18 protein-coding genes are annotated in these 22,852 nt (G+C 60.4%); 12 read left to right on the forward strand and 6 right to left on the reverse strand.

The window, feature by feature from the left end; translation table 11 throughout:
• Positions 1 to 72: 72 nt before the first annotated feature.
• Positions 73 to 504, reverse strand: a complete 432-nt coding sequence (locus tag HDE72_RS22060) for a DoxX family protein (protein WP_183745780.1) — start codon at positions 502 to 504, stop codon at positions 73 to 75.
• Positions 505 to 773: 269 nt separating this feature from the next.
• Here HDE72_RS22060 and HDE72_RS22065 point away from each other — a divergent pair, with 269 nt between their 5' ends.
• The 4 genes from HDE72_RS22065 (at position 774) to HDE72_RS22080 (ending at position 6,083) form a co-directional block, all read left to right on the forward strand.
• Positions 774 to 1,298 carry a sigma-70 family RNA polymerase sigma factor gene (locus HDE72_RS22065; protein ID WP_183745782.1) on the forward strand — a complete coding sequence of 175 codons (525 nt, stop codon included), beginning with the start codon at positions 774 to 776 and terminating at the stop codon, positions 1,296 to 1,298.
• Positions 1,299 to 1,305: 7 nt separating this feature from the next.
• Positions 1,306 to 2,289: a FecR domain-containing protein gene (locus HDE72_RS22070; RefSeq protein ID WP_221291360.1), complete on the forward strand. Its 984-nt coding sequence runs from the start codon at positions 1,306 to 1,308 to the stop codon at positions 2,287 to 2,289.
• 110 nt (positions 2,290 to 2,399) lie between these two features.
• A complete protein-coding gene (fecA, locus tag HDE72_RS22075; RefSeq protein ID WP_311735268.1) occupies positions 2,400 to 4,769 on the forward strand; it encodes a TonB-dependent Fe(3+) dicitrate receptor FecA in 2,370 nt (789 codons plus the stop codon).
• 99 nt (positions 4,770 to 4,868) lie between these two features.
• Positions 4,869 to 6,083 carry a phospholipase effector Tle1 domain-containing protein gene (locus tag HDE72_RS22080; protein ID WP_183745785.1) on the forward strand — a complete coding sequence of 405 codons (1,215 nt, stop codon included), beginning with the start codon at positions 4,869 to 4,871 and terminating at the stop codon, positions 6,081 to 6,083.
• 76 nt (positions 6,084 to 6,159) lie between these two features.
• Here HDE72_RS22080 and HDE72_RS22085 read toward each other — a convergent pair whose 3' ends face one another.
• Positions 6,160 to 7,497, reverse strand: a complete 1,338-nt coding sequence (locus tag HDE72_RS22085) for a dicarboxylate/amino acid:cation symporter (protein WP_221291361.1) — start codon at positions 7,495 to 7,497, stop codon at positions 6,160 to 6,162.
• A 268-nt stretch (positions 7,498 to 7,765) separates the two neighbouring features.
• Between HDE72_RS22085 and HDE72_RS22090 the strand changes: the two genes are divergently transcribed.
• The 5 genes from HDE72_RS22090 to ampC all read left to right on the forward strand — a co-directional run bounded on the left by HDE72_RS22090 (position 7,766) and on the right by ampC (position 14,471).
• Positions 7,766 to 8,653 (forward strand): alpha/beta fold hydrolase, encoded by an 888-nt coding sequence (locus HDE72_RS22090; protein ID WP_183745790.1) that lies wholly within the window; start codon positions 7,766 to 7,768, stop codon positions 8,651 to 8,653.
• Between the two features lie 39 nt (positions 8,654 to 8,692).
• Positions 8,693 to 9,043: a RidA family protein gene (locus HDE72_RS22095; protein WP_183745793.1), complete on the forward strand. Its 351-nt coding sequence runs from the start codon at positions 8,693 to 8,695 to the stop codon at positions 9,041 to 9,043.
• 30 nt (positions 9,044 to 9,073) lie between these two features.
• Positions 9,074 to 11,317 carry a RelA/SpoT family protein gene (locus HDE72_RS22100; RefSeq protein ID WP_183745796.1) on the forward strand — a complete coding sequence of 748 codons (2,244 nt, stop codon included), beginning with the start codon at positions 9,074 to 9,076 and terminating at the stop codon, positions 11,315 to 11,317.
• A 141-nt stretch (positions 11,318 to 11,458) separates the two neighbouring features.
• Complete coding sequence (gene blaOXA, locus HDE72_RS22105) at positions 11,459 to 13,252, forward strand: class D beta-lactamase (RefSeq protein ID WP_183745799.1); 1,794 nt, start codon at positions 11,459 to 11,461, stop codon at positions 13,250 to 13,252.
• Positions 13,253 to 13,277: 25 nt separating this feature from the next.
• Positions 13,278 to 14,471, forward strand: a complete 1,194-nt coding sequence (gene ampC, locus HDE72_RS22110) for a class C beta-lactamase (RefSeq protein ID WP_260176862.1) — start codon at positions 13,278 to 13,280, stop codon at positions 14,469 to 14,471.
• 12 nt (positions 14,472 to 14,483) lie between these two features.
• Here ampC and HDE72_RS22115 read toward each other — a convergent pair whose 3' ends face one another.
• From HDE72_RS22115 to HDE72_RS22125, 3 genes are all read right to left on the reverse strand, one after another.
• Positions 14,484 to 15,458 (reverse strand): cation diffusion facilitator family transporter, encoded by a 975-nt coding sequence (locus tag HDE72_RS22115; RefSeq protein ID WP_183745802.1) that lies wholly within the window; start codon positions 15,456 to 15,458, stop codon positions 14,484 to 14,486.
• Positions 15,459 to 15,544: 86 nt separating this feature from the next.
• On the reverse strand, positions 15,545 to 16,426 hold the full coding sequence (locus tag HDE72_RS22120; RefSeq protein WP_183745805.1) for a pirin family protein: 882 nt from the start codon (positions 16,424 to 16,426) through the stop codon (positions 15,545 to 15,547).
• 144 nt (positions 16,427 to 16,570) lie between these two features.
• On the reverse strand, positions 16,571 to 17,170 hold the full coding sequence (locus HDE72_RS22125; RefSeq protein ID WP_183745808.1) for an FMN-dependent NADH-azoreductase: 600 nt from the start codon (positions 17,168 to 17,170) through the stop codon (positions 16,571 to 16,573).
• A 123-nt stretch (positions 17,171 to 17,293) separates the two neighbouring features.
• On the opposite strand from HDE72_RS22125, the gene HDE72_RS22130 reads away from it, so the two are divergent.
• Positions 17,294 to 18,199, forward strand: coding sequence for a LysR family transcriptional regulator (locus HDE72_RS22130; RefSeq protein WP_183745811.1), 906 nt, complete (start codon positions 17,294 to 17,296; stop codon positions 18,197 to 18,199).
• Here the strand turns inward: HDE72_RS22130 and asd are convergent.
• Positions 18,196 to 19,044 carry an archaetidylserine decarboxylase gene (asd, locus tag HDE72_RS22135; protein WP_183745814.1) on the reverse strand — a complete coding sequence of 283 codons (849 nt, stop codon included), beginning with the start codon at positions 19,042 to 19,044 and terminating at the stop codon, positions 18,196 to 18,198. The two genes, HDE72_RS22130 and asd, sit on opposite strands and share 4 nt — an antisense overlap.
• Before the next feature lie 227 nt (positions 19,045 to 19,271).
• On the opposite strand from asd, the gene HDE72_RS22140 reads away from it, so the two are divergent.
• Both HDE72_RS22140 and HDE72_RS22145 read left to right on the forward strand, forming a co-directional pair.
• Positions 19,272 to 21,512: a TonB-dependent receptor plug domain-containing protein gene (locus tag HDE72_RS22140; protein WP_183745817.1), complete on the forward strand. Its 2,241-nt coding sequence runs from the start codon at positions 19,272 to 19,274 to the stop codon at positions 21,510 to 21,512.
• A 99-nt stretch (positions 21,513 to 21,611) separates the two neighbouring features.
• The gene (locus tag HDE72_RS22145) at positions 21,612 to 22,850 is read left to right on the forward strand and encodes a DEAD/DEAH box helicase (protein WP_183745820.1); all 1,239 of its coding nucleotides are present in this window, start codon (positions 21,612 to 21,614) and stop codon (positions 22,848 to 22,850) included.
• Positions 22,851 to 22,852 lie beyond the last annotated feature (2 nt).

Below are 22,852 nucleotides of genomic sequence, written 5' to 3' on the forward strand. Positions count from 1 at the left end.
TGTCTTGACCTCAACTACTCGAACCGCCCGGTGCGGACCCGCATGCCGGGTGGTGTGGCAGGGGAGCGGCCTTCACGGCTGTCCCCTATGCCGATCCTGCACGGTTTTGCCGCGCAAGCCATCAAGGCTGAATGCGCCGCTACCCGCCGTGGCGAAGTACAGGAAAGTGAAGCAATACAGCACGGCCAGTTCGCCGCCGTTCAGCATGGGCAAGAAACCTTGCGGCGCATGCATCATGAAGTAGCCTATCGCCATCTGGCCTGACAGCAAAAATGCCGCAGGGCGGGTGAACAGGCCCAGCAACACCAGGCTGCCACCGACCAGCTCGAGCACGCCGGCCGCGCCCATCAGGGAAAACACTGACAAACCATCGAACATGGCCACGTGCGGCACGCCGAACAACTTGGACGCGCCATGCTGCAGATACAGGAAACCGACGATGATGCGCAGCAAGCCTTGTGCGCGGGGTGACCAGGTGGCGGTGAAAGCAGGGGAGGGAAACATGGCAGACTCCATTCAAAAGTGGATAAATCAATGTCATGCTGCAAAGTTGATTATGTACCCTGCAACATGACTGCGAGTGATGTTGACTATAATGATTTTTGCTGGGTTGATCATCATGCATTCTATTGAGATATCATTTCCTTTTTATTGATGATTGCTCCGTCATTGTTGTTGAACCTAAAACATCTGCCTTGCGATCCCCCTGCTTTTGCTTGATAATGAGAATACTTCTCATTTAATGCGTGATGTAGCGCGCTACTCCCTGTTTCATGCCCGCCAGCGATTTGACGCTTCCCATCCCTGTTCAGCACGCCGATACGGTAGGGCGGCTGTATGGCGAGCACCATGGCTGGTTGCTGTCGTGGCTGCGCCTCAAGCTGGGGTCTGCCCATCTGGCGGCCGATCTGGCGCACGACACTTTTTTGCGTGTGCTGACGGCGCGTACCGGCGTGAGCATCTTGCAGCCGCGCGCCTACCTGTGCACCATCGCGCACGGCCTGGCTGTCAATCACTGGCGCCGCCAGGATATCGAGCGCGCATATCTCGATGCCCTGGCGACCATGCCGATGGCGCTGGTCCCTTCACCTGAAGAGCGCTTGCTGGTGCTCGAAGCATTGCACGCGGCCGATGCCATGCTGGCGCGCCTGCCAGGCAAGGCGCGGCGCGCTTTCCTGATGCACCAGCTCGATGGCTGCGCCTATGGCGAGATCGCGCTGGCGCTGGGGGTGTCCGAGCGCATGGTGCGCAAATACATGGCCCAGGCGATGCTGCATTGCCTGGCCAGCGCAGCCTGAGGTTCGCTTGACGACGCGCGCCATGCCGGCCAGGCCCGAATTCATTATCTTGCAGCAAGCAGCCGAATGGTGGGCCTTGCTCGCGTCCAATGAGGCGGGCGCCGCCGACCATGCCAAGTGGCAGCGCTGGCTGGACGCCGACCCGGCGCATGCGGCTGCCTGGCAAAGAGTGCAATTCATCAGCGGCCAATTCCAGCGCCTGCCCGGCGCACCGGCGCATGCGGCCTTGTCGGCCGGCGGCGTGCAGGGGCGGCGCGCGTTTGCCGCCATGCTGGTGGCGGCGGTGGGAGGCTTGGCATTGTGGCAATGGCGTGGCGATGAGGAGCCGGCATCCATCAATGCACTGGCCAATAGCGCGTACGGCAGCGCAGTCGGCGGAGTGCGCCAGTTGCTGCTGGCCGATGGCAGCAGTCTGCATCTCGATACGGATAGCGAAGTCGAACTTGCTTACAGCGCTACGGCGCGGCGCATTATTTTGCGGCGCGGACGCATCTATGTCAGCAGTGCGCCCGATCCGCAAACGCCGCCGCGCCCCCTGCTGGTGCAAACGCGGCAAGGCAGCTTGCGTGCGCTGGGCACGCGTTTCGAAGTGCGCCAACTCGACGGACAGACGCACTTGAGCGTGGAGCAGGGCGCGGTTGAAATTACGCCGCTGCGCGGTCGGGTCAAGGTGCTTGCCGCAGGGCAGGGCGCCCGTTTTGATGCCGCAGGCATTGATGCCCCTGACCAGGTTGGCGCCGCTGCGCCCGCCTGGACGCGCAAGATGCTGCTGGCTGACAATATGCGCCTCGACGCCTTCCTGGCTGAACTGTCGCGTTACCGCCACGGTTATGTGGCTTGCGCGCCGGAAGTGGCAGCGCTGCGTCTGGTGGGTGCGTATCCGCTGGACGACCAGGACGCCATCTTTGCCATGCTGGAAGCAAGCTTGCCGGTGCAAGTGCGGCGGCCGCTGCCATGGTGGCTCAGCGTGTCGGCGCGGCAGGATTCCTGAGCAGCATAAAAAAAGTTCAAATAAATTCAAAAAGTGGTTCCGCTTTTGGCGTTTCGATTGGCACACAAGAGTAAGCCTCATCTCTGTTGTGTTGATCGAAAAGGAAATCCATGCATTTTGTTTCTCCCCGTATCGCTTCTCCGCGCCGCTTGGCTGCTGCTGTCCAGGCTGCCTTGCTGATGCTGCCTGCCAGCATGGCTTTGGCCGCCCCGGTGTCAAATATTCCTGCCACGCAAGTTGCCGCTCGCGCCTATCAGATTCCTGCCGGCCCCCTGAGTACGTCCCTGAGCCGCTTTGCCGGCGAGGCCGGCATCAGCCTGTCCGTCAATGGCAGCTTGACCGATGGCAAGATGGCGCCGGCCCTGCAAGGCAGTTATACGCCCGAGCAAGGCTTGCAATACTTGCTGGCTGGCAGCGGTCTGGAAGCGTTGGCCCGCGCACCGGGCAGTTATGTGCTGCGCCAGGCGATGATGGCAGCTGCGCCGGCCGAGCAATCGATGGCCGTGATCACGGTCGTGGGCAACTGGCTGGCCCAGCCCGATGCCCAATCGGTGTTCGAACATGGTGGCGCGCGTAATGTGGTGGCGCGTGACGAATTCGTGCGACTGGGGGCGACCGATGCACGCGATGTGCTCAACCGTATCCCCGGCGTGCTGGCGCCTGCCAACAATGGCACGGGCAGCCACGACATGGCGCTGAACTTTGGCGTGCGCGGCTTGAATCCACGCCTGGCGGCCCGTTCCACGGTCTTGATGGATGGCATCCCCGTGCCGTTCGCCCCGTACGGCCAGCCGCAACTGTCGTTCGCGCCCATTTCCATGGGCAATATGGATGCCGTGGACGTGGTGCGCGGTGGCGGCGCCGTGCGTTATGGTCCGCAAAACGTGGGCGGCATCGTCAACTTCGTCACGCGCGCGATTCCCGATAAAGCTAGCGGCGAAGTCAGTGTACAGGGCGAGCAAAGCCCATCGTCGTCCAGCGACAGCATCAAGACGCATACCAGCGTTTTGCTGGGCGGCACGCTGGACAATGGCCTGGGCGGCGCCATTCTGTATAGCGGCGTGCGCGGCGCCGACTGGCGTGAACACAGCGACACCAGGATCGATGACGTGATCCTGAAAGGCCGCTACCGCATCGATGGCGCCAGCACCCTGACGGCCATGCTGCAAAACTATGAAGGTCGTGCCGACATGCCGGGTGGCTTGACAGCGGCCGCCTATGCGCGCGACCCGTATCAATCGACGCGTCCCTACGATAATTTCTGGGGCCGCCGCAACCTGGCCAGCCTGGCGTATGAATACAAGCCGGACCGCCAGCGCCAACTCACCGTGCAGACTTTCTATACGGATACCTTGCGCAGCGGCTATCTGGACCAGGGCAAGAATCTGACTTTGTCGCCGCGTACCTACACGGTGCGCGGCATCGAGACGCGCTACTCGCAGGCATTTCGTCTAGGTACCGTGCGGCATGAGATCGGTCTCGGCCACCGCTATATCGATGAAGCCAGCCATGAGCTGCGCTACTGGCGCCTGAAGTCGGGCGGCATTCTGCCGACAGAAGCGAGCCCGATCGACCGCGACACTTCGGGCGGCACGCGCGCCAACGCCTTCTTTATCGATGACCGCATCGACGTCGGCAGCTGGACTGTCACGCCCGGCGTGCGCAATGAACGCATACGTTCCCATCAAGATAACAATCTGACCGCCAAGCGCGATGGCGGCAACTACAATGTGCTGTTGCCCGCGCTGAACGTGATTTATCACTTGAGCGAGCAGTGGAATGTGTACGCCAGCAGCGATAGCTCGTTTGGCACCGTGCAATACAGCAAGATGGCCAATGCCGTCGTCAGCGGTGGCGCCGAACCGGAAAAAGCCCGTTCCTGGGAATTGGGCACGCGCTACCAGCAAGGCGGCTTGCGCCTGGACGCCGACCTGTTCCTGATCCGCTTCAGCAACCAGTATGAAAGCAACCAGCAAACCAATAGCGTGTATGCGCGCGGCAAGACGCGCCACCGTGGCCTGGAAGGCAGCGCCCAATATGCCTTTGGAGCATCTTTGCGCGGTGTGAATGTCTACGCCAGCTATGCCTATGTCGACGCGGCCATCAAGGAAGAGGGCGATAATTTCGGCAAGCAAGTGCCGTTTTCACCACGCCACAAGGGCACGGCCGGTGTCGCTTACCGGGCTGGCAAATGGAGCGCCAGTTTTGATGGCATGTTCGAAGGCGGGCAATATGCCGACAGCGCCAATACGTTGCTCGAGAGTGCGGCCGGCAACAATGGCCGCATTCCCGGCTATGGCGTGTGGGCTGCGCGCGGCAGCGTCGACCTGGATGGCGGCCCGGCTGCCTTCCGCCTGAGCCTGGGCCTGAAAAACCTGTTTGACCACCGCTATTTCACGCGCTCGTTTGACGACAATAACCAGGGTAAATATGTGGCCCAGCCACGCACCGTGTATTTGCAGCTGAGCAGCCGTTTTTAGGCGTGCCAGCATGCGCCATGTCTAATGGCCGATGTGCGCCGGGTCTATGCTGATAGGGCATAGGGCGGTTCATATCATCCAGATGGATAGGGAGCAATCATGAGTCAACACGGGCTTGCGCAGTTGGTCGTTCAACGTGTGGTGCAGGCTTGCCTGGGAGTCGGCATGGCGATGTTGCTGGCTGCCTGTGCAACGCCCGGTGGCGACACTGCGGCTCCGGCGGTGACGGAAAAGGTGTTTGCCGGAGATCCGGCCACGGCAAAAAACATCTTTGTATTTTTGGATGGAACGCGCAACGATATCGCGTCGAACACCAATGTACGCAAAGTGTTCGAGGCGGTGGCTGGCGCCAATGATATGCAGACCAGCGCCATCTATATCGAGGGCGTGGGCAGTGTCGAAAGCCCCGTGCTGGGCGCCAGTCTCGGTCTTGGCATGGAGCCGCGCATATTGCGCGGTTATGATTTCATCTCCCAGGCATTTCGGCCTGGCGACAGGGTGTTCATCATCGGTTTCAGCCGCGGCGCTCACCAGGCCCGCGCATTGGCTGGCCTGATTGCCTATGCCGGCGTGCCGGCAAGGTCGACGGACGATCTTGCCGCCCGGCTAAAGCGAGGCAATGCCATCCTGGAGATCGTCAAGCGCAAGAACGATGAGGCATACCTTGCCAGGTGGCAGGCATGGCGGCCCGGGCAGGCGCCGATGCTGGGCCAGGAAATATACGAGCGCTTGAGCGTGTCCACATCGCCGGTGGAGATCGATTTTCTCGGCGTGTGGGATACGGTGCCGGGATCGTTGTTCAAGCATTTCGGTACTTGCAAGGAGCAAAGCGACAGCAGGGATGGGGATCGTTACAAGTCCGATTCGTATCCACCGATCCACCGTATCCTGCATGCCGTGGCGCTCGATGAAAAGCGCAGCAGATTTCATCCCATCTTGCTGTGTCCAGCGATTAATCCCGCATTCACGACCGTCAACGAGCTTTGGTTCCCAGGGGCGCATGCTGATGTTGGCGGTGGGTATGCCGACTCGCAAGCGCTATCCGATTTGCCTTTGCAATGGATGAGTGCCGGTCTGGTGCAAAGTTTTGCGCCGTTACCGCCGCCGTCATTGCGTGGTGACCCGCTGGGGCTGGCGCATTGGTCGGTTGGCGACAGGCCGGCAAACCTGTTCAGTCAATGCGAGGACAGGACGCCGCCGCCTGCTGCTGTCATGGATGTCAGCGCCAAAACAAGAATCACTGCCGGCAGCGCGCCGTTACGTATTCACGGCGTGACCGAGCAGCGGCCTTATCCGCTATTGTGTCCCCGATAGGTGGGCCAGTCCCATGAAAAAGGCCCCGGCAGCGTTTGCTGTCGGGGCCTTCTGACTACTGAATTAGCAGTGTTGCTTACTTCACGGTATTGACGGCCGGTGCAACATAAGCGTCATCAGCCGGAAAGGTTGGATGGGCCAGCTCGCTACGCAGCTTGTCGATGTCCAGTTCTTTTTCCCATTTCGATACCACGATGGTGGCCACGCCGTTGCCGATGAAGTTGGTCAGCGCGCGGCATTCGCTCATGAAACGGTCGATACCCAGGATCAGCGCCATGCCGGCCACTGGTATCGTCGGCACCACGGCCAGGGTCGCGGCCAGGGTGATGAAGCCGGCGCCGGTGATGCCGGACGCGCCCTTGGAGGTCAGCATCGCCACGCCCAGGATGGTCAGTTCTTGCCAGATGGTCAGGTCGGTGTTGGTGGCTTGCGCAACGAACAGGGCGGCCATGGTCATGTAGATGTTGGTGCCGTCCAGGTTGAACGAGTAGCCGGTAGGGACCACCAGGCCAACCACTGGTTTCGAGCAGCCCAGGCGTTCCAGTTTTTTCATCAGTGCCGGCAAGGCCGATTCCGACGAGCTGGTGCCCAGTACGATCAGCAGCTCTTCCTTGATGTACAGCAGGAAGCGGCCGATGGAGAAGCCCGTGTAGCGGGCGATGGCGCCCAGTACCACGAAGATGAACAGGCCGCAGGTCAGGTAGAAGGAACCCATCAGTTTAGCCAGCGGGATCAGCGAATGCAGGCCGTATTTACCGATGGTGAAGGCCATCGCGCCGAAAGCACCGATAGGAGCGGCTTTCATGATGATGTTGACCATGCCGAAAATCGCATGCGACAGTTCGTCGATCAGCTTGGTCACCGGACGGCCGCGCTCACCGAGCAGCGACAGCGAGAAGCCGAACAGGATGGCGATCAGCAGCACTTGCAGGATGTCGCCCTTGGCGAAGGCATCGACGAACGTTTTCGGGATGATATTCATCAGGAAGTCGATCGTGCTCAAGCCTTCGGCGTGCGTGTATTGCGCGATGGACTTGACGTCGAGGTGGGCAGGGTCGGCGTTGAAGCCGGCGCCTGGTTTCAGAATGTTGGCGACCAGCAAGCCAATTGCCAGGGCGAAGGTGGACACCACTTCGAAGTACAAGAGAGCTTTGCCGCCCACGCGGCCGATTTTCTTGATGTCTTGCATACCGGCAATACCGGATACAACCGTGCAGAAGATCACCGGAGCAATGATCATCTTGATCAATTTGATGAAGCCGTCACCCAGAGGTTTCATGTCGACGGCGTTGGCTGGGTAAAATACGCCCAGCAGCACGCCGACGACAATGGCGAATATCACCTGTACGTACAGGATTTTATAAAATGGTTTTTTCACGAGTGGTCTCCTCTTGCGGGTTGATGGCGTGATCATCCGCGCATTGCTGCCCCTGCTCAATTGTGGATAACCGCAGATATGCACTTTCAATATATCCGGTATTTCACTGCTGTGCAGCTGCTGCATTGCAGCATTTTTGCCGTCCGCTTGGAGCATTGCCCGCGCTGCGCTACACTGCCGTAGAGTCGCGCGCGGGCAGCCGGAAAATGACCGGTTTCTTGTTTTTTTATTACCCAACACCAAGTGAAAACGCTGGACAAAACCGACCCACAGCAGGTTAGGTCCCGTGTTTAGAAGGAATTGCATGATAGAAGCGAGCATCAAGTCCGTCCAGTGCATCTCCCCGTCTGGCCTGCACAGCATGTCCTATAAAGAGTGGGGCGCTCCCGACAATCCGAATGTGCTCGTCTGCGCCCATGGCGTGACGCGCGTGGCTGACGATTTCGACAGCCTGGCGCGCGCCATGGCCAGCGATTACCGCGTGATCTGCCCCGACGTGGTAGGCCGTGGCCGTTCCGGCTGGCTGGCCAACCCGCAGTTTTACCGCGTACCGCAATATGTCAGCGACATGGTGACCCTGCTGGCGCGCGTGCTGGCCAATGGCGAGCGCCAGACGGTGGACTGGTTCGGCACCTCGATGGGCGGCTTGATCGGCCTGGGCCTGGCGTCCTTGCCGGACAGCCCGATCAGCAAGCTGGTCTTGAACGATATCGGCCCGACCCTGGCGCCGGAAGCGCTGCAGCGCATCGGCGACTATATCGGCCAGGACTTGCGTTTTGAAAGCTTCGAGCAGGGCGCCAAGTTCGTGCGCGATGTTTCGGCCAGTTTCGGCCCGCATACGGATGCCGAATGGCACAAGCTGGCGTCCGATGTATTGCGCCAGGACAAAGACGGCCATTGGCGCCGCCATTACGATATGGGACTGGCCATGCCTTTCCGCTCGGCAACGCCTGAATCGGCGGCCAGCGATGAAGCGCTGTTGTGGGCTGCCTATGACGCCGTGCGTTGCCCGACCTTGCTGGTGCGCGGCTCCGACTCGGACTTGCTGTCGCACGAGACGGCGATGTCCATGCTGCAACGTGGGCCGAAAGCGCAGCTGGTGGAAATTGCCGGCGTCGGCCATGCACCGACCTTTATCCATGAAGACCAGATCGCCATCGCACGCAAGTTTTTGCTGAACAAGACTGAGTAATAACGCTTTACAGATTTTGAAACAACCGGAAGAAAAAGTATGGAAATTAAACGACTGTACGTAGGCAAGCGTCTCTCTGAAGTAGCGATACACAACAACACCATCTACCTGGCTGGCCAGATCGCCGAAGACACCACGCAAGACATCGTCGGCCAGACGCGTGAAGTGCTGGGCCATGTCGACCGTTTGCTGATGGAATCGGGCAGCGACAAGACCTGCATCCTGTCGTGCCAGATTTATATCGCCGACATGAAAGACTTCGACGGCATGAACGAAGTGTGGGACGACTGGGTCGCCTCCGGCCACACGCCGCCGCGCGCCACGGTCGAAGCGAAACTGGCCAATCCGGCATGCCTGGTTGAAATCGTCATCATTGCTGCAGAACGCTAAGTTACTACGCTGAAAAGTTAAAGGTATTACATGGTTTCCATCTCGGCCCCGAATAGCACATCGGAACAACTGGTAGAAGGCTTGAGTGCGCCGGACAGCGCGCGCGTACTCGATGCGCTCGCCTACGCCACCGAAGCGTATGGCGACAAGCAAACCTTCGCCGGCCGTTCCGCGCTGGAATTTGCCATCGGCGTGGCCGCCACCCTGGCGTTTTTGCGCAGCGATGCGGAAACGCGCATCGCCGGCCTGATGTTCGAACTGACCCTGATCGAACCCGATACGGCGGCCGATATCGAGCCCCGTTTCGGCAAGCAGGTGTGCGACCTGGCGACCGGCGTGCGCCAGCTGATACGCTTGCGCGCGCTGACCCAGACGCAGCATGCGGGCAGCGGGCGCGGCAAAAATGCGGCGCAGCAAGCCGTGGCCCAGGTGGAAACCTTGCGCAAGATGTTGCTGGCCATGGCGTCCGACATGCGTGTCGTGCTGGTGCGCCTGGCCTCTTGCGTGACAACCTTGCGCTATTTTGCCGAGTTGAAGCTGTTCAACGAAATGACGCGCGACTACGGCAAGGAAACGCTGGACCTGTACGCGCCGCTGGCGAACCGCCTTGGTATCTGGCAACTGAAGTGGGAACTGGAAGACCTGTCGTTCCGCTTCATCGAGCCGGAAGCGTATAAACGCATCGCCAAGATGCTGGAAGAAAAGCGCATGATGCGCGAGGGTTTTGTGTCCTCGGCAATTTTGCGTCTGCAAACGGAGCTCGCTTCGGCCGGTATCCAGGCGGAAGTATTTGGCCGTCCGAAACATATCTATAGCATCTGGAACAAGATGCGCGGCAAGGAGCTGGACTTTACGGCCCTGTACGATGTGCGCGCCTTCCGCGTGATCGTGGCCGACGTCAAGACTTGCTACACGGTGCTGGGCGTGGTGCACAATATCTGGACCCCGATCCCGAAAGAATTCGACGATTATATTTCGCGGCCCAAGCCGAACGGCTACCAGTCGCTGCACACGGTGGTCACGGCTGAAGACGGCCGGCCGCTGGAAGTGCAAATCCGCACCAATGAAATGCACAGCTTTGCCGAATATGGCGTGGCCGCGCACTGGCGCTACAAGGAAGAGGGCGGTTCGAACTTTGCCGGCCAAAAGTATGACGAGAAAATCGCCTGGCTGCGCCAGTTGCTGGCCTGGAAGACCGAGGTGGCCGACGCCGTCGTGGGTCAGGAAGAAATCCAGCGCGAGTGGGTGGAAAAGCTGAAATCGGCCACCCTGGACGACCGCATCTTCGTCATGACGCCGCAGGCGCGCGTGCTTGAGTTGCCGGTCGGCGCCACGCCGGTCGATTTTGCCTACCACCTGCATACCGACGTGGGCCACCGCTGCCGCGGCGCCAAGGTCGACGGCATCATGGTGCCGCTCAATACGCAGCTGAAAAATGGCCAGACCTGCGAAATCATCACCGCCAAGGGCGCACCCGGCACGGCCGGACCATCGCGCGACTGGCTAGGCGCCGGTTATGCCGTCAGCACCCGCACGCGCTCGAAGATACGCGCCTGGTTCCATGCGATCGACATGGAAGAAACCTTGTCACACGGCCGTGCGCTGGTGGAAAAATCCTTGCAGCGCGAAGGCAAGACCGCCGTCAACCTCGAAGCGCTGGCGCAAAAGCTGGGCTTTGGCAAGGTCGATGAATTGTTCCTGTCGGTCGGCAAGGATGAATTCAGCCTGCGCCACGTGGAGCAGGCGCTGCACGACAATGGCGAAGTGGCGGTGCCGGAAGACGCCGTGCTGCTGGGCAAGAGCCGTGCTTCCAGCGTGGAGCAGGGCGCCAAGTCCGGCGTGCTGGTGGTGGGCACGGAAGGCTTGATGACGGTGCTGGCCAAGTGCTGCAAACCGGCGCCGCCCGACAGCATCGTCGGTTTTGTGACGCGCGGAAAAGGCGTGTCGATCCACCGCGCTACCTGCAAGAACTTCGAGGAAATGCGCGCCAAGGCGCCTGAACGCGTGATCTTCACGGAATGGGGCAGCGCCGGCCACGACACCGTCTACCCGGTCGACATCTTTATCCTGGCAGGCGACCGCCAGGGCTTGCTGCGCGATATCTCCGAAATTTTCTCGCGTGAAAAAATCAACGTCATCGGCGTCAATACCCAAAGCGCCAAAGGCCAGGCCCGCATGACCTTTACGGCTGAAATCAGCTCGACGGCGCAATTGCTGAAAGCCTTGAATGTGATCAAGGATGTCAGCGGCGTGCTGGAAGCGCGGCGCAGCTAAGCGTCGCTAGCCTCATTAGTATCGGGTTTCAGCTGGCCCGATACTTTTTCCTCATAGTACTCTGTCACACTTTTACTTCCCTGCTTGACTTGCTGCGACAGTTGTCACACAATAGTGACATGTATCACAGGTGAGTGCGCAATGATGTTATCGAATATTCTGGTGTTCCGTTTTCTGCTGGCAAGCTGTGGCTGCCTGCTCACCGGCCTGCTCGTCTGGGGCCTGATGGCCTTGTGCCGCCGCCGTTTCCCCGTGTTTTCCCTGCAACGCGCCGGCTGGCTGCTGAGTCAGCTGGCGGTGGTGCTCAGCTTTGCCCTGATCTTGCTGCCGCATAGTGAGCGTCTGCGCCTGGCTCCGCCTATCGAGTTGCCCGAGTCGCTGCTGGCGCAAGAGGCTGCGCCGCATAAATCGGGTGAGCTAGCCGCCGCTGCCAGCACTGAGGCTGAGTCCAAAGTAGCCGTGAAAGAACATTCCTGGCTGAGTTTGCTTGCTCACGCCTGGCTGCTGGCCTATCTGCTGGGGCTGGCCTATACCGTGGGCCGTTTGTGGCAGGCGCGGCGCGTCCTGCATGGCCTGGCTGCTGCCGGCACGCAGCTGCATCAGGGTTTCCCTGCAAGCCAATATCCTTCTGGCTTGACCGTCACCGAAGTCGATGCACCGATTTCTCCCATGCTGTTCGGTCTGCTGCGCCCGCATCTGCTCTTGCCTGGCCACTTGCGCGATTTTGAGCCTGAGCAACAGCAAATGATCATCGAACATGAATTGATGCACTTGCGCCGGCGCGACCTGCACTGGATGAGTCTTGGCCTGCTGCTGCAAACCTTGCTGTGGTTCAATCCTTTCATGCGCTTGCTGCGTAATGAGCTTGCCTGGGCGCAGGAACTCGGCTGCGACCGCGATGTATTGCATCGCCGCCCGCAATCGGCGCGCCGCGCCTATGCGGCGGCGCTGGTGGCGCAACTGCGGCTGCAGCATCGCCAGGTCAAGGCGGCACTGGCGTTTGGCGGCGTGAGCGCCAGCACCGTGGCGGCGCGCATAGGCTGGATACGTGAGCCGGGTAGCAAGCACGGCCGCCTGGCCAGAGCCATGGCCATCGTTGGCCTGGTAGCAGTGTCCGGCGGCAGCCTGGTATTGCAACCGGCGCTGGCATGGCGCGCAGTAGCGCCGTCGCCAGCCACGTCGCCAGCCACCACCGCGCCCTTCAGCTGCACGGAAATGGTGGACGCCGTTAGCGGCCAGCGCCTGGTGCACGATGGCCATTGCGATGAAAGGGTCACGCCTGCCTCGACCTTCAATATCGTCGTCAGCCTGATGGGCTACGACAGTGCCATCCTGCGCGATGAACATACTCCGCGTCTGCCTTTCAAGGCTGGTTATACAGACTGGAATCCGGATTGGCGGGTGGCAACCGACCCCAGCAGCTGGATACACAACTCCACCGTCTGGTACGCCCAGCAGGTGACCACGCAGCTGGGCGTTCCGCAGTTTCAGCGCTATATCAAGAACTTTAATTACGGCAATCAGGATGTCTCTGGCGACGTGGGCAAGAACAACGGCCTCACCATGTCCTGGATCGCCTCCAGCCTGAAGATCTCGCCAGTCGAGCAAGTGGCCTTTTTGCGGAGCATGGTGAACCGGCAACTGCCCGTGTCAGCCCATGCGTATGAGATGACGTCCCGGCTCACCTCCCTGGGCACCTTGTCCAACGGCTGGCAAGTCCACGGCAAGACGGGCACCGCTTCGCCGGTGTTGGCGAACGGCAAGGATGACTTGAAACACAGCTATGGCTGGTTTGTCGGCTGGGCCAGCAAGGGCGGGCGCACGGTGGTGTTTTCCCGCCTGGTGCTGGAAGCCAGCCAGCAAGGCAGCTCGGCAGGTCCACGCGCCAAGGAAGCTTTTTTGCGCGGCTTGCCGGCGCAACTCGATACGCTTTAACCGCTTTTCACTACAAAGGAGTTGTATGAATTTTCGCCACATCATCATGGGGGCGCTGGCTAGTTGCGCCTCGCTATCGGCCGTACATGCTGCTGAGCCCGCTCTCAAGAGCTTGCCGCAACAGCCGGGGCCGCTGGAAACGCAAGTCCAGCTGAAAGCCACGGTGGATAAACTGATCGCGCCGCTGATGAAGCAATACGGTGTGCCGGGCATGGCCGTGGCCATCACGGATCATGGCAAGCATTACGTCTTCAATTACGGTCTCGCCTCGCGCGAAACGGGCTTGGCCGTGAGCAATGACACCCTGTTTGAAATCGGTTCGGTCAGCAAGACCCTGGCCGTGACCCTGACAACGTACGCGCAAGCCCAGGGCAAGCTGGCCTTGACGGACAGCGTCAGCCAGCACCTGCCGACTTTGCGCGGCAGCAGCTTTGACCATGTCAGCCTGATCAACCTGGCTACCCACACGGCTGGCAACTTCCCCATGCAGGTGCCCGACGCCATCAAGAGCGAAGCGCAGCTGATGGATTACTTCAAGCAATGGCAGCCCGCCGATGCGCCCGGCACCCACCGTACTTACTCGAATCTGGGTATAGGCTTGCTGGGCATCGTCACCGCCAACAGCCTGGGCGTGACGTTTGCGCAGGCGATGGAACAGCAGTTATTCCCCGCGCTGGGGATGCAGCATAGCTACATCAACGTGCCGCCAGCGCAGATGCCGCATTACGCCCAGGGCTATAACGGCCGCAATCAGCCGGTGCGCGTGAACCCGGATGTGCTGGCCGACGAAGCGTACGGCGTCAAGACCACGGCTTCCGACCTGCTGCGGTTTGTCGACGCCAACCTGGGCCTGGCGAAAGTCGATGCACCCTTGTCGCAAGCCATCAAAGCCACGCAGACCGCTTATTTCAAAGTTGGCGCACTGACCCAGGACCTGGTGTGGGAACAATTCCCGGCATCTTCAAAACTGCCGGGACTGCTGACCAGCGTGGACGAAAAAATCGTCTTTGGAAATAATCCCGCCACCAGCATCACGCCGCCCTTGCCAGCGCAAAGCGATGTGCTGATCCACAAGACAGGATCGACAGGCGGCTTTGGCGCCTACGTGCTGTACAGCCCGGGCAAGAAGACGGGCATCGTCATCCTGGCCAACCGTGGATATCCCGGCGCGGAACGGGTGACGGTGGCGTATCGGATACTGGAACAGCTGGATAAATAATCCAAAGTTGCATCAGTGCGTATGATCATCCTGATGCAGCCCCGCCATCGTCGCCGTTTCCGGCTGCAAGGTGATATGGTCGATGCCATGTTTGGCTAGCAGCATTTTCTTGATGGCGCGCAAGACGGTGGGCCAGTGGTCGAGGTGTTCGATTTCCACGTGCCCGATCAGGGCCGGCTGGCCCGGCGACATATCCCACACATGCAGGTCGTGCACGGACTTGACGCCGTCGATTTCTTCCACGTCATTGCCGACAGTGATGTAGTCGATTTCGTGGGGCACGCCTTCCATCAGGAAGTGGTAGGAGTCGCGCAGCACGCCGAAGGTGGATTTGAGGATCAGCAATGAGACCAATACCGACAGCAGCGGATCGATCTGCATCCAGCCCGTGAAATAAATCACCACGCCGGCGACGATGGCGGCTACCGACCCCAGCAAGTCGCCCATCACGTGCACCAGGGCGGCGCGGGTGTTGACGCTTTGCTGGTCTTTCGACAGCACCCACGCCACCACCAGGTTGATGGCCAGGCCGATGCTGGCGACGATAAACACCATTTCGCCATGCACATCTTGCGGCGTGGAAAAGCGCATCACCGCTTCGTAGCAAATCCAGCTGACCACGCACAGCATCAATAATCCGTTGACGAAGGCGGCCAGCGCTTCGGCACGGCCGAAACCGAAAGAGTGGCGGGGGGAGGGCGGACGGCGTGCGATGATTTGCGCCAGCAATGCCAGGCCCAGGGCTGCTGCGTCCGTCACCATATGGCCGGCATCGGAAATCAGGGCCAGCGAATTGGACATGAAACCGGCGATGACTTCCACGCCGGCAAAAAAGATCGTCAATCCCAGCGCCCAGGCCAGCGTGCGCTGGCTGCGGCCTTCGAAGGAGTGTGTATGCTTGGCGTCGCCTTTCAGATGCGCGTGCAGATGGGCGCCCTGGGCATGATCGTGACTGGCGTGGTCGTGACTATCGTGGGTCGATTGCATGGCATGCTTGGGAGAATGATCTTGCTCCCAGTGTAATGGAAAAACAGCCGCTTTGTACTGCGGCTGCCTTGCCTGACGCCCGTTGATCAGGCTGTCGTCTGGCCAAACTTGCCTTCGCGGAAATCCTGTACCGCCTGGAAGATTTCTGCCTGGGTATTCATCACAAACGGGCCGTACTGGGCGATAGGTTCGTTCAAGGGCTTGCCGGCGACCAGAATGACGCGGCCGCCTGCGGGCGCGGTGATGCGCACGCCGTCGGCCTCTGGCGTGTTGGCCAGTATCGCCATGCGCTGGTTCGGTACGGACTTGCCATCGACTTGCACTTCGCCACGAAAGGCATACAGGAAGGCGTTATGGCCTTGCGGCAAGGGCTGGTCGAAGCTGCTGCCGGCCGGCAAGTCGATATCGAGGTAGACCGGTTCCGTCACGGCGCGCTGCATGGCGCCCGTTACGCCATGGCTGTCGCCGGCGATCACTTGCACGGTTACGCCAGTATCCGTCGTGTAGCGGGGAATTTCCTCGCTGGCGAAATCGCGGTACCAGGGCGTGCACATCTTGTCGCGCGCGGGCAGGTTCAGCCATAACTGAAAACCTTCCATCACGCCTTCTTCCTGTTCCGGCATTTCCGAGTGCTGCACGCCGCTGCCGGCCGTCATCCATTGCACGCCACCGGTGGCCAGCAAGCCTTCGTGGCCCGCGCTGTCGCGGTGGCGCATGCGGCCGGCCACCATATAGGACACGGTTTCCAGGCCCCGGTGCGGATGGGCGGGAAAGCCGGCGAGGTAATCGTTGGGCTGGTCGCTGGCCAGGTTGTCGAGCATCAAAAAAGGGTCGAGGCGGCGCTGCAGCGCCTGCGTCAGCACGCGGTTGATTTTGACGCCGGCGCCATCCATGACGGACTGGCCGGCGAGCACGCGTTCGACCGCGCGTGGTGTGGTGACAGGTGTGAGGCTGAGGATGTCGCTCATTGTGTTCTCCAGTATTACGGACGCTGATGCAAAACCCTGGCCCGTATCCCGACGGCGAAAGTGCCGGGGTCGGACCCTCAGGGTCCGACCCCAGGGTTTGCTCTGGGTGAAAAGTTACGCTAGCTCTGTATTTTGGCGTAAAACTTACACCAGAATCGCGTTGATCTCTGCATCGGCCAGTGTCTGTGCCTTGGCCACGGCGTCCGGGCCCATGCCCATGCCTTCCGAGTACACGTATTGCACGTCGGTCATGCCCAGGAAGCGGAACATGGTGTTCAGGAATGGCACCTGGCTATCGGTGACGCCATCGCGGTGCAAGCCGCCACGCGACAGGCCCACGTAGACTTTCTTGCCGGTCAGCAGGCCAACCGGGCCGTTTTCCGTGTATTTGAAGGTCACGTTGGCGCGGGCAATCGCGTCGAACCAGCTTTTCAGTTGCACTGTGATACCGAAGTTGTACATCGGTGCGCCGATGACGATCACGTCGGCAGCTTGCACTTGGGCAATCAGGGCGTCGTCCTGGGCGATACGTGCAGCTTGTTCTGCCGTGCGTTTGTCCGCTGGCGTGAACAGCGCTTGCAGGGTAGCTTCGTCGAGCACGGGGTGCGGTTCTGCAGCCAGGTCGCGGCGCACCAGGGTGGCTTCAGGCTTGCTGTTGCGGACGCGGGCGACAATGGCGTCAGCCAGGCGGGTCGATGCGGAGCCGGTGCTGCGGGCGCTGGAATTGATTTGCAGGATGTTCATGGTGTTTCTCCGGGTGAGTTGTCTTGCGATGGATGAACTATAGCAATCCCAAAAAGCATCCGGAAGCCGTTAAAATGGATAACATTGGTCCATTAATGGAACAATTATTGAAAAAGGAAGAATATGAATATCGATCCGGGCGACTTGCTGCTGTTTGCGAGGGTGGTGGAAAACGGCAGTTTTTCACGCACGGCCGACAGGGTGGGCTTGCCGAAATCGACCTTGTCGCGCCGAATTTCACAGCTGGAAACGCAACTCGGTGAACGCTTGCTGCTGCGCACCACGCGCAAGCTGGCGCTGACGGAGTTTGGCGCCAGCCTGCTCGAACATGCGCGCCGCGTGGCGGAAGAAACGGATGCGGCCGCCGCGCTGACCCAGCATCGGCAGGCCGGTCCCAGCGGCTTGCTGCGTATTTCCATGCCGGGCGATTTTGCCGATACCGTGATGCGCCAGGTATTGGCAGAATTCGTGCGCCGCTACCCGGCCATTTCGCTGGAACTGGACTTGTCGGCGCGGCGGGTGGATTTGCTGGCGGAAAATTTTGACCTGGCCATCCGCATGGGCACCTTGCCTGACGATGCCAGCCTGGCTGCGCGCCCGGTGGCCTTCAGTACCTGGTCGCTATACGCCTCGCCGCAATACGCCAGCCTGCACGGCTTGCCCGAGCATCCCGATGATTTATACCGCTACGATTTGCTGAGCCTGCCGCGCGCCGTGCATGGCATGGTGCGTTGGAATTTGACGCGTGGCAAGATCAGCTGGGAACGCGACTTGCCGGTACGCCTGCTGGCCAATTCGCCGGAATTGCTGGTGCGCATGGCGTGCATGGGGTCCGGCATCGCGGCCAGCACCGACCGGTTTGCGAGACCGTATCAGGAAAGGGGCGAACTGGTGCGCGTGCTGCCGGAATGGCGTTTTCCGCGCGTGACGGGCTGGGCCGTGTTTCCCGGCCGGCGTTTGATGCCGGCCAAGACGCGCGTGTTTCTGGATTTAATGGAGGAGATGTACCAGGCTGATATGCCGGTTTAGCCAGGCGTGTTGCCCATCACTTCACCGAGCTGGACTGGTCCAGCCGGTTGCCATGCCGTATTGAACTCCACGGTGTCTTTCGGGAACAGCATCACCACGGTCGAACCGAGCAGGAAGCGGCCCAGTTCTTCGCCTTGTTTCAGCACGATATTGTCGTTGGCGTAGCTCCAGTCGCGTACCTGGCCCGTGCGTGGCGGGTTGACCACGCCGTGCCAGACGGTGGCCATGCTGCCGACGATGGTGGCGCCGACCAGTGTCATCACGAACGGGCCGTTTGCCGTGTCAAATACGCAGACCACCCGTTCGTTGCGGGCGAACAAGCCGGGGATGCCGCGCGCGGTGGTCGGGTTGACGGAAAACAGTTCGCCTGGAACATAGATCATGCGCGTCAAGCGGCCGTCGCACGGCATGTGGATGCGGTGGTAGTCGCGCGGGCTCAGGTAGAGATTGGCAAAGCTGCCGTGCTCGAACTGGGCAGCCAGCGCCGCATCGCCACCGACCAGGGCGGTAGTGCTGAAATGGTGGCCCTTGGCCTGGAAGATCTGGTCTTTGTCGATCTTGCCGAACTGGCTGATGCGGCCATCGACGGGGCAGACGTAAGCGGCCTTGGCCAGCGGGCGGGCGTCGGGGCGCAGCGCGCGCGTGAAGAAATCGTTGAAGCTGCTGTAGTGCGTGATGTCCGGGTCCAGCGCCTCATCCATGTTGACGTTGTAGCGGCCGACAAACCAACGTATCAAGCGCGTGGTCATGGCGCCACCCTTGGCGCCCGCGACTCTGCCGGCGAAATTGGTCAATGCTCCCTTGGGTAGCAGATATTGAGGCAGGACGGCAAGACGGTCAGACACGATGGTGAGCCTTTGTTGGGGAATGGTGAAAACGCATTATAGCGGCGATGTGGTCCGCGGCGAAATGCGCCGTACGCGGGCGCTTGCAGTGATTTAGCAAACCGAAGTTAATTTTCTATAAGAAATATTTTCAAAAAGGTGTGCCATAAGAACAAAATTGACGCAAAATGCGGCTGCGTATTTTTTATCTTTTAGCCATTCTTATTTAGCCAGCTTTTCTTATCTCAATGATCCCTCGCCGCCCGCTTGCCTTGCGCCTTACCGTTGTCGCCGCCGCTGTCCTGTTTGCCTGGAATGCCCAGGCCCAGCAAAATTCCACCAGCACGGCACCTGATGCCGATGCCACGCCTGTCCAGCCTGCCAAGCCAGTCACAAAAGCCGATGCGCCCGCGATACAGACGGTGGAAGTGAAGGGCAGTGGCTACGATCCGCGCCGTGACGATACGGCCAGCAAGATGATCGTCAGCAGCGAAGAAATCCTCAAGTATGGCGACACCAATGTCACCGACGTGCTCAAGCGCCTGCCCGGTATTACCGTCTCCGGCGCGGCCGGACGCTCGGGCGGCGAGATCCGCATGCGCGGCCTGGGCAGCGGCTACACGCAGATTTTGCTCAATGGCGAACGCGCGCCGGCCGGTTTTTCGCTCGATACCTTGTCGCCCGATGTGATCGAGCGTATCGAAATTTTGCATGCGGCCAGCGCCGAATACAGCACGCAATCGATCGCCGGCACCATCAATGTGGTGTTGAAGAAAGCCGTCAAGACGGCGCAGCGCGACGTCAAGCTCGGGGTGGGCGGTGGCCGCGATGCTTTTTCCAGCAATGGCAATTTGCAATTGTCGGACAAGGACGGCATTTTTTCATATTCACTGGCGGCCTCGTTCTACCGCTATGACTATCACTATGAAAATCCGGCACTGGATCTTGGCTATTTGCCGGATGGGCAGCAAAATCTGCTGCGCCGTAGCAATGGCACGGGCGATGGCCGTTCGGAAGGTATCAATCTGTCGCCGCGCCTGAACTGGGCTTTTGCTGGCGGCGATAATCTGACAGCGCAATTTTTCATCAATGGCGGGCGTAACGAAAGCCGCAGCGCAAGCCGTACCGATACCATCATCGGCTTACGGCCAGACTACGACACGAATAATGGCCAAGGCGGCAATCATTATGCCTATGGCCGTACTGATTTGAGCTGGGTGCGCAAGCTGGACGGCGGCGCCAAGCTGGAACTGGGGCTGCGCGCAGGCGTCGGCAATAATTCGTCCGATAACCACCCACTCGGCTACATCGATGGCGTGGGATTGGCGCTGGACCGTAACGCGCGCGTGGAAGCATCGGAAAAGAACGTGTCTTCCACCGGCAAGTATTCTTCGCCGCTGATACCGGGCCATGCCCTCTCCATGGGCTGGGATGGCGGTTACAGCAAGCGCGATGAAGAGCGCCGGCAGCGTGAAGTAGCCTTGCCGGGCGGGCGTCCTCCCATCAATCTCGATGAAGACTTCAATGCCTATATCAAGCGCCTGGCGCTGTACGCACAGGACGAGTGGGATATTACGCCGCGCTGGTCGATGTATGCGGGCGTGCGCTGGGAAGGCATCGATACGCGCAGCGTGGGCAATAGCTATGACGAGGTGCAGCAGCGCAGCAGCGTCTGGAGTCCACTGTTGCAAACCTTGTGGAAGTTGCCCGACACCAAGGGAGACCAGGTGCGCCTGGCTCTGACGCGTACCTACAAGGCGCCTGCCAGTTCCAGCCTGATACCACGGCGCATGCTCTCGACCAATAATAGCCAGACCGAGCCTGACCGCGAGGGCAATCCGAATCTGAAGCCTGAGCTGGCGCTGGGCATCGACGCTTCTTATGAACACTACTGGGCTGAAGGCGCCTTGCTCAGTGTGCGTGCCTCAGCCCGCCGCATCGATGGTTATACGCGCCAGGGCTTGCTGTTCATTGATGAGCGCTGGGTCTCCACGCCCGTCAACGATGGCCGCGCCAATACGCAGACCCTGGAGCTGGAAGCAAAGTTCCCGCTGCGCGCCGTGTTTGCCACGCCGGTGCCGGCGATAGACTTGCGCGCCAGCATCAGCCACAACTGGTCGCAGGTGGAACAGGTGCCGGGACCAAATAACCGGCTCGACCAGCAAACCCCTGTCAGCGCCAACTTTGGCATCGATTACAAGACGCCGGATGGCGCGCTGACGACGGGCGGCAGTTTTAATTTCCGCAATGGCGGCCCGGTGCGCATCACCGAGCGCCAGAGCGCCTACAGCTCGCCACGGCGCGACCTCGATCTATATGCCTTGTGGAAATTCAACCCCAAGAACGCGTTGCACCTGGCCGTATCGAACTTGCTGGCGCAAGACTTTGAAAGCGACACGCGTTACACGGATGCCAGCGGCACCATCGCCCGCAACAGCATCTCGCCAAGTTCGGTGCAGGCGCGTGCGACGATGGAAATGAAGTTTTGACGACGTTTTGAAATGGCGGTTTTCCTGATGAAAGCATGGGCCGGCATCTCTGCTGGCCTATAATCGCGGCTTCGTGTTCTTTTGCTGCAAGGTTTCCCCATGAGTTTTTCTTCCCTCGGCCTGATCGATCCCCTGGTCCGCAAACTTGACGAGCTAGGCTATGCCAAGCCGACGCCGGTGCAGGCGCAAGCTATCCCTGCCGTGCTGGCCAAACGCGATTTGATGGCGGCGGCCCAGACGGGGACCGGCAAGACGGCTGGTTTTGCCGTGCCGCTGTTGCAGCGCCTGACTTTGGAAGGCGTGGTGGAACCGTTATGCGTGCGCGTGCTGGTGCTGGTGCCCACGCGCGAACTGGCCGAGCAAGTGTATGCGAGTTTTCGCAGCTATGGCGGCAACTTGCCGCTGCGCAGCTTTGTCGCTTACGGTGGCGTGCCGATCGAGCCGCAAATTGCCAAGCTGCGCAAGGGCCTCGATGTGCTGGTGGCCACGCCGGGCCGTTTGCTCGATTTGCAATCGCAGGGCGCCGTCAACTTCGAGCAATTGCAAACCCTGGTGCTGGACGAGGCCGACCGCATGCTGGACCTGGGCTTCGAGCGCGAGCTGGACTTGTTGCTGATGGCCATGCCCAAGCACCGCCAGACCTTGCTGTTTTCGGCGACTTTCTCGGACGCCATCCGCGCCATGGCCAAGACCATGCTGAAAGACCCGGTGTCGGTGGAAGTGAGTCCGCGCAACAGCACCGTGAAAGCCGTGCAGCAATCGGTGATTGTGTGCGACAAGAAACGCAAGCCGGAATTGTTCTTGCACTTGCTGAAGAAAAAACGCTGGGGCCAGGTGCTGGTATTCGTCAAGACGCGCAAGGGCGTCGAGCAACTGGTGGGTACTTTGCTGGAACACGGCGTGCGCGCCGATTCGATTCATGGCGACAAGACGCAGCCCAACCGATTGCGCGCGCTGGCCCGCTTCAAGGCGCAAGAAGTGCAAGTGCTGGTGGCCACCGATGTGGCGGCGCGCGGTCTCGATATCGAGCAGTTGCCGCAGGTGGTCAATTTCGATTTGCCGACGGTGGCCGAAGACTATATCCACCGCATCGGCCGCACGGGCCGCGCCGGCGCGTCGGGGATGGCGCTGTCGCTGGTCTGCGCCGACGAGGTGGAATTGCTGTCGGCGATCGAGGTCTTGATCAAACAAACCCTGAAGCGCAGCGAAGAGCCGGGTTTCGAGGCAGAACATCGCGTGCCGGGTACGGGCGCCGGTGGTGCGATCCAGAAAAAAGCCGTGAAAGTGATGACGCCGAAGGCGGCTGAACGGGCCAGCAAGCGGCGTTTTTACAAGTAAAA

Origin of the sequence: Janthinobacterium saanense (assembly GCF_014200675.1) — a bacterium.
GTDB lineage: Bacteria > Pseudomonadota > Gammaproteobacteria > Burkholderiales > Burkholderiaceae_D > Janthinobacterium.

Excerpts from the sequence above, each read along its gene's own strand:
- HDE72_RS22060 (WP_183745780.1), bottom strand. The coding sequence starts at position 504 with ATGTTTCCCTCCCCTGCTTTCACCGCCACCTGGTCACCCCGCGCACAA.
- HDE72_RS22065 (WP_183745782.1), top strand. The coding sequence starts at position 774 with ATGCCCGCCAGCGATTTGACGCTTCCCATCCCTGTTCAGCACGCCGAT.
- fecA (WP_311735268.1), top strand. The coding sequence starts at position 2,400 with ATGCATTTTGTTTCTCCCCGTATCGCTTCTCCGCGCCGCTTGGCTGCT.
- HDE72_RS22080 (WP_183745785.1), top strand. The coding sequence starts at position 4,869 with ATGAGTCAACACGGGCTTGCGCAGTTGGTCGTTCAACGTGTGGTGCAG.
- HDE72_RS22085 (WP_221291361.1), bottom strand. The coding sequence starts at position 7,497 with ATGATCACGCCATCAACCCGCAAGAGGAGACCACTCGTGAAAAAACCA.
- HDE72_RS22090 (WP_183745790.1), top strand. The coding sequence starts at position 7,766 with ATGATAGAAGCGAGCATCAAGTCCGTCCAGTGCATCTCCCCGTCTGGC.
- HDE72_RS22095 (WP_183745793.1), top strand. The coding sequence starts at position 8,693 with ATGGAAATTAAACGACTGTACGTAGGCAAGCGTCTCTCTGAAGTAGCG.
- HDE72_RS22100 (WP_183745796.1), top strand. The coding sequence starts at position 9,074 with ATGGTTTCCATCTCGGCCCCGAATAGCACATCGGAACAACTGGTAGAA.
- blaOXA (WP_183745799.1), top strand. The coding sequence starts at position 11,459 with ATGATGTTATCGAATATTCTGGTGTTCCGTTTTCTGCTGGCAAGCTGT.
- ampC (WP_260176862.1), top strand. The coding sequence starts at position 13,278 with ATGAATTTTCGCCACATCATCATGGGGGCGCTGGCTAGTTGCGCCTCG.
- HDE72_RS22115 (WP_183745802.1), bottom strand. The coding sequence starts at position 15,458 with ATGCAATCGACCCACGATAGTCACGACCACGCCAGTCACGATCATGCC.
- HDE72_RS22120 (WP_183745805.1), bottom strand. The coding sequence starts at position 16,426 with ATGAGCGACATCCTCAGCCTCACACCTGTCACCACACCACGCGCGGTC.
- HDE72_RS22125 (WP_183745808.1), bottom strand. The coding sequence starts at position 17,170 with ATGAACATCCTGCAAATCAATTCCAGCGCCCGCAGCACCGGCTCCGCA.
- HDE72_RS22130 (WP_183745811.1), top strand. The coding sequence starts at position 17,294 with ATGAATATCGATCCGGGCGACTTGCTGCTGTTTGCGAGGGTGGTGGAA.
- HDE72_RS22140 (WP_183745817.1), top strand. The coding sequence starts at position 19,272 with ATGATCCCTCGCCGCCCGCTTGCCTTGCGCCTTACCGTTGTCGCCGCC.
- HDE72_RS22145 (WP_183745820.1), top strand. The coding sequence starts at position 21,612 with ATGAGTTTTTCTTCCCTCGGCCTGATCGATCCCCTGGTCCGCAAACTT.